Here is a 12,011-nt window from a genome sequence, read left to right as displayed (position 1 = left end):
TGCTTACACCGCTCGCGGCTGGGCGCACACAGGTGCTGCGTGACGTTTCCTGATGGAGGACTGTCCTGTTCCGGGTGTGTGTCACTGTTTTTTTGTCTGCATAGGCTTCTTGCTCCTGCTGTTATTGAGCAAAAAGCATGCCCGGTAATGGCTGTGCCCCAGCGGGGCAATAGCGTGTAGCTGTCTGTCAGATGATGCGTATGCGTTATTTGACGTATTCCTGATGTGGCGCAGAGCCCCTAGTCTGATATTGCACCGCATCAATTTGCACGCTAACTAGGGATACAGTCATGTCCACACGCCGTCAGTTTCTCCAGCAGTCTGTTATCGCCGCTTCGCTTTTCGCCTGCGGGGCATCCAGCGCATTTGCCGCCGCCGATACGATCAAGGTCGGCATCCTGCATTCGCTCTCCGGCACCATGGCCATCTCCGAGACCTCGCTCAAGGATATGGCGCTGTTCACCATCGATCAGATCAATGCCAAAGGCGGGGTACTGGGCAAGAAACTCGAGCCGGTGGTGGTCGATCCGGCATCCAACTGGCCGCTATTTGCCGAGAAGGCACGCCAGCTATTGAGTAAAGACAAGGTGGCGGCGACCTTTGGCTGCTGGACTTCCGTGTCGCGCAAGTCGGTGTTGCCGGTATTCGAGGAGATGAACGGGCTCTTGTTCTACCCCGTGCAGTATGAAGGCGAAGAGCTGTCGCCGAACGTCTACTACACCGGTGCAGCCCCCAACCAGCAGGCCATTCCTGCCGTCGAGTACCTGTTGAGCAAGGACGGTGGTGCCGCCAAGCGCTTTGTCCTGTTGGGAACTGACTACGTCTACCCACGCACTACCAACAAGATCCTGCGCGCCTTCCTTAAGAGCAAGGGGGTGAAGGATTCGGACATCCTTGAGGTGTATACCCCGTTTAGTCACAGTGACTATCAGACCATTGTCGGCAATATCAAGAAATTCTCTGCTGGTGGTAAGACCGCCGTGGTTTCGACCATCAACGGTGATTCCAACGTGCCGTTCTACAAAGAGCTGGGTAACCAGGGGGTTAAAGCGACCGACGTGCCGGTGGTGGCATTCTCGGTTGGCGAGGAAGAACTCAAGGGGATCGATACCAAGCCGCTGGTCGGGCACCTGGCGGCGTGGAACTACTTTATGTCGGTGAAGAACCCAGTCAATGGACAGTGGGTGAAGGACTACAAGGCGTGGGCGAAGAAGAAGGGACTGCCCAATGCCGACAAGCTGGTGACCAACGATCCGATGGAGGCAACCTATATCGGAATCAATATGTGGGCCGAAGCGGTGAAGAAGGCGGGGACCACCAATGTTGATGCGGTAAGTAAGGCGATGGCCGGCATGAGCTTCAAGGCACCTAGCGGCATGGTACTGCAGATGGATGCGAAGAACCACCATCTGCACAAGCCGGTAATGATAGGCGAAGTACAGGCTAACGGTCAGTTCTCGGTGGTATGGAAAACACCCGCACCGGTGCGCGCGCAGCCGTGGAGTCCGTATATCCCCGGCAATGCCGGCAAGCCTGATACGCCGGTCAAGACCAAGCTGTAAGCGGACGTCGGGTCAGCGGGCAGAGGTCTGTCCGCTGACAGGCAGTCTTGGGACGCAGGACCGGGTAGCGGAGCGAGCCGCTGCGTCCGACTCAATAGCACGGGGAATTCAATGCTAAAACGCCTGATTATCGCGTTGGCCTGCTTGGTTGCGGGCGTGGCCTGGGCCGCGCCGCCGGCGGCCGAGCTGGCATCGGCCGACGCGTCTGCGCGCGCCGAGCTGATTGCCGGCTGGGCCGTGGCACCCGACGCCGCACGCGAGGCAGCGCTTACCTCACTGGAAAACGGCGAATTGTTTGTCGCGCCGGATGGCCGCAGCTGGCTGCAGCATGGCGAGGCAATCACCGAGCTTGCCAGTGGCCGACCGGCAACGTTGCCGGACGATGCTGAGGCGCTGGTGGTCAATAACCGCGTGCGTAGTGCGATCGAGGTGTACCGAGCGGCAGGCGCGCTTGGCGATGTCGACCCCACCGTGCGTAGCCGCGCGGTGGCTGCGATACGCGATGCCGGCAACGCAGCATTGCTGCCATTGTTGCAGCGACGTCAGTCATTGGAGCGCGATGCGCAGGTCAGCGCGCTCCTGTCGGAGGCAGAGGCCCGCTTGGCGCTGGTCAGCAACGACCAGGCCGTGCGACTGGCTGCGATTGCTACCCTGGGGGAGAGCAAGGATGCAGCGACACTCGCTTTGCTGGAGCCGCTTACACGCGATGCGGATGGCACCATTGCCCAAGCGGCCAAGGCTGCCTCTGCTGCGATCGAGGCGCGCGAGTTTAGCTGGAATCTGGTCGGCAATGCGTTCAGCGGCGTAAGCCTGGGATCAGTGCTGCTGCTGGCCGCACTGGGACTCGCGATTACCTACGGCTTGCTCGGCGTGATTAATATGGCCCACGGCGAGATGCTGATGCTGGGTGCTTATGCAACGTATGTGGTGCAGAACCTGTTTCGCGCCTATCTGCCAGGCGCTTTCGACTACTACCTCGTCGTAGCCTTACCCGTGGCGTTTGCGGTGACATTTATCATCGGTATGGTGCTCGAACGACTGGTGATCCGCCACCTGTATGGCAGGCCGCTAGAGACGCTGCTGGCAACCTGGGGCATCAGCCTGATGCTGATGCAGTCGGTGCGGGTCATTTTCGGTGCGCAAAACGTCGAGGTGGCTAATCCTAGCTGGCTTTCCGGTGGCTACACGCTCACGCCGATGCTGACCCTGCCGTATAACCGCATTGCGATTATCGCTTTTGTGGTGCTGGTGCTGCTGGCCTGCTGGCTGATCCTCAACCGTACCCGTCTGGGGCTTTTCGTGCGCGCGGTGACGCAAAACCGGCGCATGGCTGATAGCGTAGGCGTCGCCACGGCGCGCGTCGATATGCTGGCTTTCGGGCTAGGCTCCGCCATCGCCGGCCTTGGTGGCGTCGCACTGTCCCAGATTGGCAATGTCGGGCCTGATCTGGGGCAGGCGTATATCGTCGACTCTTTTATGGTGGTGGTACTCGGCGGAGTCGGACAGCTAGCCGGTACCGTTATCGGCGCCATGGGGCTTGGCATGCTGTCCAAGGTGATGGAGCCGACACTGGGTGCCGTGCTCGCCAAGATCCTGATCCTCGCCTTCATCATCCTGTTTATCCAGAAGCGTCCGCAGGGCCTGTTCGCCCTCAAAGGGCGGGTGACCGACTAGGAGCGATACCATGCACCAACCTCTGACTCTACGCCTGATGGCGCAGCTGGGCCCGGTATTGGCGCGCGCAGTGCTTGCGCTACTGGTCATGCTGACACTGGCTTTACCACTGTCTCATGTGTTCATTGCCCCCGATTCGGCGCTTTATGTATCGGCTTATACGCTGACCTTATTGGGAAAGATCGTCTGTTTTGCCGTGCTTGCGCTCGCGCTCGATCTGGTCTGGGGGTATACCGGCCTGCTCAGCCTCGGTCACGGGCTCTTCTTTGCCCTCGGCGGCTACTCAATGGGAATGTACCTGATGCGCGGCATCGGTCGCGACGGCAATTACCAAAGTGCGTTGCCGGACTTTATGGTGTTCCTTGACTGGCACACCCTGCCATGGTTCTGGTGGGGCAGCGACAGCCTTCTATGGGTCATGCTGCTGGTGGTGGCTGTGCCGGGCTTGCTGGCGTTGGTGTTCGGCTTTCTAGCCTTTCGCTCGCGCATCAAGGGCGTGTACTTTTCCATTATCACGCAGGCGCTGACCTACGCCGCCATGTTGCTATTTTTTCGCAACGAAACCGGCTTTGGCGGCAATAACGGCTTCACCGACTTCAAACGTATTGCCGGTTACGCCATCACAGCGCCAGAGACCCGCGCCGTGCTGTTTTCCCTATCGGTCTTGCTACTGGGTGGCAGCCTTGCAGCTAGCCTGTGGCTGGTGAAATCGCGCTTCGGGCGCATCCTGACCGCTGTGCGTGACGCCGAGAACCGCCTGATGTTTTGCGGCTACGACCCAATGCGCTTCAAACTGGCAATCTGGGTACTTTCCGCGATGCTTGCCGGGCTAGCCGGTGCGCTCTATGTGCCACAGGTCGGCATTATCAACCCCGGCGAGATGAGTCCGGCCAACTCGATCGAGGTGGCGATCTGGGTGGCTCTGGGCGGGCGCGGCACGCTGCTTGGTCCCATTCTCGGCGCGTTTGTCGTTAATGGTGCCAAAAGCTGGTTTACCGTTGCCTTTCCCGAGTACTGGCTGTTTTTCCTCGGTTTTTTGTTTATCGCTGCCACCTTGCTGCTACCGCGTGGCCTGATGGGACTGATCCGGCGTGGTGAGGACAAAACATCATGAGTATTCCGCACCTATTACCCGAGATTGATGCTCCGGCGCAAGGCTGGGAGGGCGAGGCCAGCGGCCTGTCCCATCTGGTCGGTACGGGGCTGGATACCAGCCACGGGCAGATACTGTACCTGGAAGATGTATGCGTTTCGTTCGATGGTTTTCGCGCGCTGAACCACCTTAATCTCGAGATCGGCGTGGGCGAACTACGTTGTGTGATCGGTCCAAATGGTGCCGGCAAGACCACGATGATGGATGTGATTACCGGCAAGACCCGGCCCGACTCTGGCACTGTATTTTTCGGCGAGACAATCGATCTGACCCGTTATCGCGAAGCCCAGATCGCGCGTCTGGGCATCGGGCGCAAGTTTCAGAAGCCAACGGTATTCGAGGCGATGAGCGTCACCGATAATCTGGCACTATCGCTGTCAGGTGACAAGGGTGTCTGGGCCAGCTTACGTCACCACCTGTCCGGCGAGCAGCATGACCGGATTGACGAGCTACTGACACTGACGCGCCTGACCGAGCTTAGCCGCCGCCCGGCTGGCTTGCTGTCGCACGGACAGAAGCAGTGGCTGGAAATTGGCATGCTGCTTGCTCAGGATCCGCAGCTATTGCTACTGGATGAGCCGGTGGCTGGCATGACCGACGCAGAAACCGAAAAGACCGCCGAATTGTTGTGCTCGCTTAAGGGGCGGCATTCGCTGATGGTGGTCGAGCACGATATGGCCTTTGTCGGCAGCATTGCCGAGCGGGTCACGGTGTTGGCGGAGGGCGCGGTGCTGGCGGAAGGCTCGCTGGCGCAGGTGCAGGCCGACGAGCGGGTCATAGAGGTTTATCTGGGGCGCTGACATGTTGAAAGTGGAAAGACTCAATCAATACTATGGTGGCAGCCATATCCTGCGCGACGTGTCGTTCGAGGCGCAGGTCGGCGAGGTGACTTGTGTGCTCGGGCGCAACGGTGTCGGCAAAAGTACCTTGTTGCGTTGCCTGATGGGCCAACTGCCGGCACGTAGTGGCCAGATCAGCTGGCAGGCGCGCAGTCTGAATGGGCTGACGCCGCACGCGCGGGTAGCGCACGGTATCGCCTATGTACCTCAGGGGCGTGAGATATTTGCCCGGCTGACGGTAGAGGAAAACCTGCTGATGGGGCTGGCACGTTTCGGTGGCCGCGCCGGACGCGAGATCCCCGGCTTTGTCTACGAAATGTTTCCGGTGCTAAAAGACATGTCGCAGCGCCGCGGTGGCGACCTTTCCGGTGGTCAGCAGCAGCAGTTGGCGATAGGGCGTGCGCTGGTCAGCCGGCCGTCGCTGCTGATTTTGGACGAACCGACCGAGGGTATCCAGCCATCAATCATCAAAGACATCGGAGCGGTGATCCGTCGCCTGGCGGCGAGCGGTGAGATGGCGATCGTACTGGTTGAGCAGTATTACGACTTTGCCGAGGCTCTGGCTGACCGTTATCTGGTGATGGCCCGCGGCGAGGTCGTGAAGTCGGGTGCCGGGCGCGAGATGGCCACTGGCGGCGTGCGCGAACTGTTGGCGATCTGAGATGAATCGAGACCTGCCGGCAGAGTGCACCTTGGCGTCCGGTTGGGACGCACGTCTGGAATTAGCCTATGCACGGCGGGATGGTTGCACCATTCCGGTGCATCGGCGGCATGTGGGACCGCTGCGGGTGCAAAAACACTTTACCGAGCCATCGGGGGTGTGCCAGCACATCGTAGTCCATCCACCTGGCGGCATCGCGGGAGGCGACAGCCTGACTCTGGACATCAAGCTGGCCGCCGCTAGCCGGGTGTTGCTGACCAGCCCGGGCGCGGCCAAGTGGTATCAGAGCTTCGGCCGGCGTGCGAGCCAGCACCTTAGTGCCCGCGTTGCTGCCGGTGCATCACTTGAGTATTTACCGCTGGAGACCATTCTGTTCGACGGCGCCGAGGTCGATCTGGCTGCGTGTTTCGAGCTGGAGGGCGACGCGACGCTGCTGTATTCGGATGTGGTCTGTCTGGGACGGCCGGCATCCGCTGCACCATTCGCGCACGGAAGCTGGCGCCAGACGGTAGAGGTCTGGCGCGATGGCTCCTTACTGTGGAGCGAGCAAAGCGCGCTGCGAGGTGGTGACACGCAGCTCTCTTCGCCAGTTGGTATGGACGGCCATACGGTGGTGGGCTTATTGATGTGGGCCGGCCCGCCTTTGCCGGACGCGTTGCTTGATGTTTGTCGTGCCTATCCCTGTGCCGGTCGAGCCGGAGTCTCACAATTGCCGGATGTATTTGTTGCCCGTTGCCTGACTCATTCAGCGGAGGCGGCGCACGCGTGGGTCGCGGGATTGTGGCAGCAGCTGCGCCCGTTCATGCTTGGTGTAGACGCAGTCGCGCCCCGCATCTGGGCTACCTGATTACTTGGCATTCTTTTTGCATAACAATGCAAACTCTACACGAAAGCATGCCATGGAATTGACCCCGCGCGAGAAGGATAAGTTACTGATCTTTACAGCCGCTTTGCTGGCAGAGCGTCGTCGTGGGCGCGGGCTCCGGCTCAATTACCCGGAGGCTGTCGCGTATCTCAGCGCCGCGATTATGGAAGGCGCGCGTGACGGGCAGAGGGTGTCAGAACTGATGCATATCGGCACCACCTTGCTGACGCGTGACGACGTGATGGAGGGTGTTGCCGAGCTGATCGCCGAGATTCAGGTCGAGGCAACCTTCCCGGATGGAACCAAGCTGGTCACCGTTCACCAGCCCATCGTCTGAGGACTGTCATGCCTATCGTCAAACTTTGCGCCGTCCGATCGGGCGGGCAGTCGCCTGCCGCTCTCACATCGCTGCCGTTCTGTGCCTCCTTGCAACAGCCACGCTGTCCCAAGCACGGCCTGACGCATGCCGGTAGCCTTATTCCAAACCCTGTTACTGAGGTGCTGCAATGAAACCCGGTGAAATCCTGGTCGCTGACGCGTCTGATATCGTCCTGAACGCCGGCCGTGCCACGCGCACGCTGTCAGTGGCCAATAGTGGCGACCGGCCGGTGCAGGTGGGCTCGCACTACCATTTTTTCGAAACCAATGATGCGCTTGAGTTTGACCGTGCTGCCGCGCGGGGTTATCGGCTCAATATTGCAGCCGGCACGGCAGTCCGCTTCGAACCCGGACAGCTGCGCAGTGTCGAGCTAGTGGCCTTGGCTGGCGCCCGCATTGTTTACGGATTTCAGGGGCGGGTCATGGGTGCTCTCGAGCAGGAGGCGTGACGATGGCGACTATTTCACGCGAGGCATACGCCGAAATGTTTGGCCCAACCGTTGGCGACCGTGTACGTCTGGCGGATACCCAGTTGCTGGCTGCGGTCGAGTTTGACCACACCGTGTACGGCGAAGAGGTGAAGTTTGGTGGCGGCAAGGTCATTCGTGATGGGCAGGGACAGGGGCAGGCGCTAGCCGATCAGGTGATGGATACGGTGATTACCAATGCGCTGATTATCGACCACTGGGGCATAGGCAAGGCCGATATCGGGCTGAAGAACGGACGCATCGCCGCCATCGGCAAGGCGGGTAACCCGGATATCCAGCCGGCAGTGACGATGCTGATCGGTGCTTCAACTGAAATCATCGCCGCCGAAGGCATGATCGTCACCGCCGGCGGCATCGACGCCCATATTCACTTTATCTGTCCGCAGCAGATAGAAGAGGCGCTGATGTCGGGAGTGACCACCATGATAGGCGGTGGAACTGGCCCTGCCACGGGTAGCAATGCCACCACCTGCACGCCGGGTCCTTGGCATATGGCGCAGATGCTGCGTGCGGCCGAGGCCTTTCCGATGAACCTGGGGTTTACCGGCAAGGGCAATGCCAGTTTGCCGGCACCACTGATCGAGCAGGTCGAGGCGGGTGCGATCGGGCTCAAGCTGCACGAGGACTGGGGCACCACGCCGGCATCAATAGACAATTGTCTGACGGTCGCCGACGCAATGGATGTGCAGGTCGCGATCCACACCGATACGCTGAATGAGTCGGGCTTCATCGAAACGACGCTCGCCGCGTTCAAGGGCCGCACCATCCACACCTATCACACCGAGGGTGCTGGCGGCGGCCATGCGCCGGACATTATCAAGGCATGCGGCGAACTGAACGTGTTACCCAGCTCAACCAATCCGACGCGGCCATTTACCGTCAATACCATAGATGAACATCTGGACATGCTGATGGTGTGCCACCATCTCGACCCGGCGATCGCCGAGGATGTGGCGTTCGCCGAGAGCCGGATCCGGCGCGAGACCATCGCTGCCGAGGATATCCTGCACGATCTGGGGGCGTTCTCGATGATGTCGTCCGATAGCCAAGCGATGGGGCGAGTGGGGGAAACCATCTTGCGCTGCTGGCAGAGCGCCGACAAGATGCGCCGTCAGCGTGGGCCCTTGCCGGACGACCCCCAAGGCGCAGACAACGCGCGCATCAAGCGTTATATCGCCAAGTACACGATCAATCCGGCGATCACGCACGGCGTCGCGCACGAGGTGGGCAGCATCGAGGTGGGCAAGCTGGCGGATCTGGTGTTGTGGAAACCGGCATTCTTTGGCGTCAAACCGTCGCTGATCATCAAGGGTGGCATGATCGCTGCTGCCGCGATGGGCGATGCCAACGCCAGTATTCCGACACCGCAACCGGTGCACTACCGGCCGATGTTTGGCAGCTACGGTCTGGCGGTGGCGCAGTGCAGCATCACCTTCGTGTCGCAAGCCGCGCTGGCGGCCGGCATCGGCGACAAGCTGGGGCTGAAAAAACGCTTGGTCGCGGTCAAGGGCTGCCGCGACGTCAAGAAAACCGATCTTATCCACAACGATTATCTACCCAAAATCACGGTCGATCCGCAGAACTATCGCGTCTATGCCGACGGCGAGCTGCTGTGGTGCGAGCCGGCCGAGGTGCTGCCGCTGGCGCAGCTCTATTTCCTGTTCTGAGGTGATGCGATGCTGTTGATCAATGCCTTTGCCCCTGCTGGAGAGGGGCATGATGCTGAGTTGGAGCTGTCGTTCGAGTTGCGTAGCAAGCATAGACTGCGTACCCGTACCCGTAGTGGAGAGGAGGCCGGCTTGTTTCTCAACGATGGCGTGCCCCTGCGGGATGGCGACGTACTGCAGGCTGCCGATGGCCGGAGGGTACGGGTACGGGCGGCCATCGAGGCGCTGATTGAAGTGCGGGTGTCCGACGCCCGCCTGCTGGCCCGCGCTGCCTACCACCTGGGTAATCGCCATGTGCACATCGAGGTCGGCGACGGTGTACTGCGCATTGCTGCCGATAGCGTTCTGGCTGACATGCTGGCACAGATGGGCTTGCAGCCCTTGCCGGTCGATGCTGCATTCAATCCTGAAACCGGCGCTTATGGTGGCGGCCACCACCACTCGCACGGCAAGGACAGTACTTATCAGTACGCCCCTAAGCTGCATCTGTTTAATGAGGCGGGGACGCTAACGTGAATCTTGCTGCATTGCAGCTGCTGCGGCTGGCCAGCCCCAGCCTACCCATCGGTGGATATAGCTACTCGCAGGGGCTGGAGAGTGCGCTCGAACTGGGGCTGGTCAGTGACAGCCGCAGCGCGCAAGCGTGGATCGCGGGTGTACTGACAGGCCCGCTATCGCGTTTCGAAGCGGCGCTACTGGTTCGAGTCTGGTGCAGTTTGAATACCGATGATACATCGGCGCTGGTGGCGCTTAACGCGCGCCTGCTGGCCTCCCGCGACGGTCGCGAGCTGAGGGCAGAGACAGAGCAGATGGGTTACTCGCTCAAAACACTGTTGGCAGCCCTGCCCGAAGGTCAGGGGCGCTGGCCGGCAGTACTGGCCGAGGGGCCGGTCGCGTTGCCCGTAGCCTGGGCCGTCGCGGCGTTCCAGCTGGAGCTGGATGCGGCGCAGGCGGTCGAGTCGTTTCTGTGGGGCTGGATGGAAAATCAGGTCATGGTGCTGATGAAGGCGATGCCGATGGGGCAGACCAGCGGCCAGCAGCTGCTGTCGGTTTTACTGCCTGTGGTCGCGCAGGCAACGCAGACCGCACTGACGTTACCGGACGAAGAGATCAGCAATTTCGCGCCCATGCTCGCTTGGGTCGCGGCACAACACGAGACGCAGTACAGCCGGCTATTCCGCTCCTGAAGCGGCGATAGTCGTTCAAGACAAAAAGGAGAAGCACGCATGCAACATGCACCGTTACGCGTTGGCATCGGCGGGCCGGTCGGCTCGGGTAAGACGCACCTGACTTTGGCGCTGTGTACCGCGCTGCGCGATAGCTACAACATTGCCGTCGTGACCAATGACATTTATACGCAGGAGGACGCGCAGTTTCTGGTTCGCAACGCAGCGTTACCGCCTGAACGTATTATTGGTGTTGAGACGGGAGGATGCCCGCACACCGCAATCCGCGAGGATGCATCAATCAACCTCGAGGCAGTCGCGCGGCTGAACACACGCCACCCCAATCTTGACGTGATCTTTATCGAGAGCGGTGGCGATAATCTGGCGGCGACCTTCAGCCCCGAATTGTCCGACCTGACGATCTATGTAATCGACGTATCGGCGGGCGACAAGATACCGCGCAAGGGTGGCCCCGGCATCTGCAAGTCGGACTTGCTCGTGATCAACAAGATCGACCTCGCGCCGCTGGTGGGTGCGTCGCTCGAGGTGATGGCACACGACGCCCTAAAGATGCGCGGCACGCGGCCGTTCATCTTCTCCAACCTGAAAAGCGGGCACGGCTTGACGGATATCATTAATTTTATCGAAGAAAAAGGCATGCTCGCTTTGAGCGCACAAGGAGCCCCCCATGCGTAAATTTCTGTTTTCTATCCTGCTTGCCGGGAGTGCAAACTTCGCGCAAGCGCATACCGGTCATGGCGCTGATAGCTTCACTCAGGGGCTGACCCACCCGTTTGCCGGCATCGATCACCTGCTGGCGATGTTTGCTGTAGGCCTGTGGGCGGCGCAGCAGGGTGGGCGTGCCCGCTGGCAAGGGCCACTTACTTTTGTACTGGCGCTGGCTGCGGGCGGTATGCTTGGGATGTTAGGCGTCGGCCTGCCTGCATTGGAGAACGGCATCGCGCTATCGGTCATGCTGGGGGGGCTGCTGGTGGTTGCCGTGGCCCGGGTGCACACAGCGCTCGCGCTAGCTGGCATTGGCTTTTTCGCGCTGTGGCACGGTGTTGCGCACGGGCTGGAGATGCCGGACAACGCCAGTGCGGCCGCCTATGCGTCGGGCTTCATGCTGGCGAGTGCCTTGTTGCACGCCTCAGGTCTGGCCATCGGTCACGGCGCGCTGAAGGTATCCGGCATGCTGCGCATGTTGGGGGCCGCGATTGCAGCCTCGGGGGCTGTACTGCTGATGGCGGCTTTCTGACCGCATGGCATAGGGCCGAAACTTATCGATTAGGAGGCGGGGCTACCCGCCTTTTTTTACGCATACCGTATGCCAACACTTGCTGTTCAGCTAACGATTCTCCTTGCCGGACTCGTATAGGACTTCCAGCTCCGCGTTAGCAGACGGGCAATTTTCCTCAGCCCCGTTGTGCGTGCTGGACGTTCCAAAAAAAAACCGCTGCAGCTGCAGCGGTTTTTTTTAAAGCGATCACCAAACTGTCGCTCTACCTGCCGCCACCGGCGGCCTTCTGCATCTTCCGGGAGCAAGTATGGCAACGCT

13 protein-coding genes are annotated in these 12,011 nt (G+C 60.5%); all 13 read left to right on the top strand.

Going from position 1 to position 12,011, the window contains the following annotated elements; genetic code table 11:
* Window positions 1-290 precede the first annotated feature (290 nt).
* Entirely contained in the window at window positions 291-1,562 is a 1,272-nt protein-coding gene (gene urtA / locus ACRC1E_RS01990; RefSeq protein ID WP_438513431.1) for an urea ABC transporter substrate-binding protein, read from the top strand.
* A gap of 111 nt (window positions 1,563-1,673) precedes the next feature.
* On the top strand, window positions 1,674-3,236 hold the full coding sequence (urtB, locus tag ACRC1E_RS01985) for an urea ABC transporter permease subunit UrtB (RefSeq protein ID WP_438513430.1): 1,563 nt from the start codon (window positions 1,674-1,676) through the stop codon (window positions 3,234-3,236).
* A gap of 10 nt (window positions 3,237-3,246) precedes the next feature.
* Complete coding sequence (gene urtC / locus ACRC1E_RS01980) at window positions 3,247-4,350, top strand: urea ABC transporter permease subunit UrtC (RefSeq protein ID WP_438513429.1); 1,104 nt, start codon at window positions 3,247-3,249, stop codon at window positions 4,348-4,350.
* Window positions 4,347-5,189: an urea ABC transporter ATP-binding protein UrtD gene (gene urtD, locus ACRC1E_RS01975; RefSeq protein ID WP_438513428.1), complete on the top strand. Its 843-nt coding sequence runs from the start codon at window positions 4,347-4,349 to the stop codon at window positions 5,187-5,189. Before urtC ends, urtD begins: the two co-directional genes overlap by 4 nt.
* Window position 5,190: 1 nt before the next feature.
* Window positions 5,191-5,889, top strand: coding sequence for an urea ABC transporter ATP-binding subunit UrtE (gene urtE / locus ACRC1E_RS01970; RefSeq protein WP_438513427.1), 699 nt, complete (start codon window positions 5,191-5,193; stop codon window positions 5,887-5,889).
* A 1-nt stretch (window position 5,890) separates the two neighbouring features.
* The gene (locus ACRC1E_RS01965; protein ID WP_438513426.1) at window positions 5,891-6,736 is read left to right on the top strand and encodes an urease accessory protein UreD; all 846 of its coding nucleotides are present in this window, start codon (window positions 5,891-5,893) and stop codon (window positions 6,734-6,736) included.
* Window positions 6,737-6,788: 52 nt separating this feature from the next.
* Complete coding sequence (locus ACRC1E_RS01960) at window positions 6,789-7,091, top strand: urease subunit gamma (RefSeq protein WP_438513425.1); 303 nt, start codon at window positions 6,789-6,791, stop codon at window positions 7,089-7,091.
* Window positions 7,092-7,260: 169 nt separating this feature from the next.
* The gene (locus ACRC1E_RS01955) at window positions 7,261-7,581 is read left to right on the top strand and encodes an urease subunit beta (protein WP_438513424.1); all 321 of its coding nucleotides are present in this window, start codon (window positions 7,261-7,263) and stop codon (window positions 7,579-7,581) included.
* Window positions 7,582-7,583: 2 nt separating this feature from the next.
* The gene (gene ureC, locus ACRC1E_RS01950; RefSeq protein WP_438513423.1) at window positions 7,584-9,287 is read left to right on the top strand and encodes an urease subunit alpha; all 1,704 of its coding nucleotides are present in this window, start codon (window positions 7,584-7,586) and stop codon (window positions 9,285-9,287) included.
* A gap of 9 nt (window positions 9,288-9,296) precedes the next feature.
* A complete protein-coding gene (gene ureE, locus ACRC1E_RS01945; protein ID WP_438513422.1) occupies window positions 9,297-9,803 on the top strand; it encodes an urease accessory protein UreE in 507 nt (168 codons plus the stop codon).
* Window positions 9,800-10,474: an urease accessory protein UreF gene (locus tag ACRC1E_RS01940; RefSeq protein WP_438513421.1), complete on the top strand. Its 675-nt coding sequence runs from the start codon at window positions 9,800-9,802 to the stop codon at window positions 10,472-10,474. The genes ureE and ACRC1E_RS01940 overlap by 4 nt, the downstream gene beginning before the upstream one ends.
* Window positions 10,475-10,513: 39 nt before the next feature.
* Entirely contained in the window at window positions 10,514-11,149 is a 636-nt protein-coding gene (gene ureG / locus ACRC1E_RS01935; protein WP_124734610.1) for an urease accessory protein UreG, read from the top strand.
* Entirely contained in the window at window positions 11,142-11,711 is a 570-nt protein-coding gene (locus ACRC1E_RS01930) for a HupE/UreJ family protein (protein ID WP_438513420.1), read from the top strand. Before ureG ends, ACRC1E_RS01930 begins: the two co-directional genes overlap by 8 nt.
* Window positions 11,712-12,011: the final 300 nt, after the last annotated feature.

Source organism: Craterilacuibacter sp. (assembly GCF_051659485.1).
Classification (GTDB): domain Bacteria; phylum Pseudomonadota; class Gammaproteobacteria; order Burkholderiales; family Chromobacteriaceae; genus Craterilacuibacter.
Note: the sequence above shows the minus strand (reverse complement) of the source record. Positions and strands in the feature narration are given on the sequence as shown.

Excerpts from the sequence above, each read along its gene's own strand:
- ACRC1E_RS01955 (WP_438513424.1), top strand. The coding sequence starts at position 7,261 with ATGAAACCCGGTGAAATCCTGGTCGCTGACGCGTCTGATATCGTCCTG.
- ureE (WP_438513422.1), top strand. The coding sequence starts at position 9,297 with ATGCTGTTGATCAATGCCTTTGCCCCTGCTGGAGAGGGGCATGATGCT.
- urtE (WP_438513427.1), top strand. The coding sequence starts at position 5,191 with ATGTTGAAAGTGGAAAGACTCAATCAATACTATGGTGGCAGCCATATC.
- ACRC1E_RS01965 (WP_438513426.1), top strand. The coding sequence starts at position 5,891 with ATGAATCGAGACCTGCCGGCAGAGTGCACCTTGGCGTCCGGTTGGGAC.
- urtB (WP_438513430.1), top strand. The coding sequence starts at position 1,674 with ATGCTAAAACGCCTGATTATCGCGTTGGCCTGCTTGGTTGCGGGCGTG.
- urtC (WP_438513429.1), top strand. The coding sequence starts at position 3,247 with ATGCACCAACCTCTGACTCTACGCCTGATGGCGCAGCTGGGCCCGGTA.
- ACRC1E_RS01960 (WP_438513425.1), top strand. The coding sequence starts at position 6,789 with ATGGAATTGACCCCGCGCGAGAAGGATAAGTTACTGATCTTTACAGCC.
- ACRC1E_RS01930 (WP_438513420.1), top strand. The coding sequence starts at position 11,142 with ATGCGTAAATTTCTGTTTTCTATCCTGCTTGCCGGGAGTGCAAACTTC.
- urtD (WP_438513428.1), top strand. The coding sequence starts at position 4,347 with ATGAGTATTCCGCACCTATTACCCGAGATTGATGCTCCGGCGCAAGGC.
- ureG (WP_124734610.1), top strand. The coding sequence starts at position 10,514 with ATGCAACATGCACCGTTACGCGTTGGCATCGGCGGGCCGGTCGGCTCG.
- urtA (WP_438513431.1), top strand. The coding sequence starts at position 291 with ATGTCCACACGCCGTCAGTTTCTCCAGCAGTCTGTTATCGCCGCTTCG.
- ureC (WP_438513423.1), top strand. The coding sequence starts at position 7,584 with ATGGCGACTATTTCACGCGAGGCATACGCCGAAATGTTTGGCCCAACC.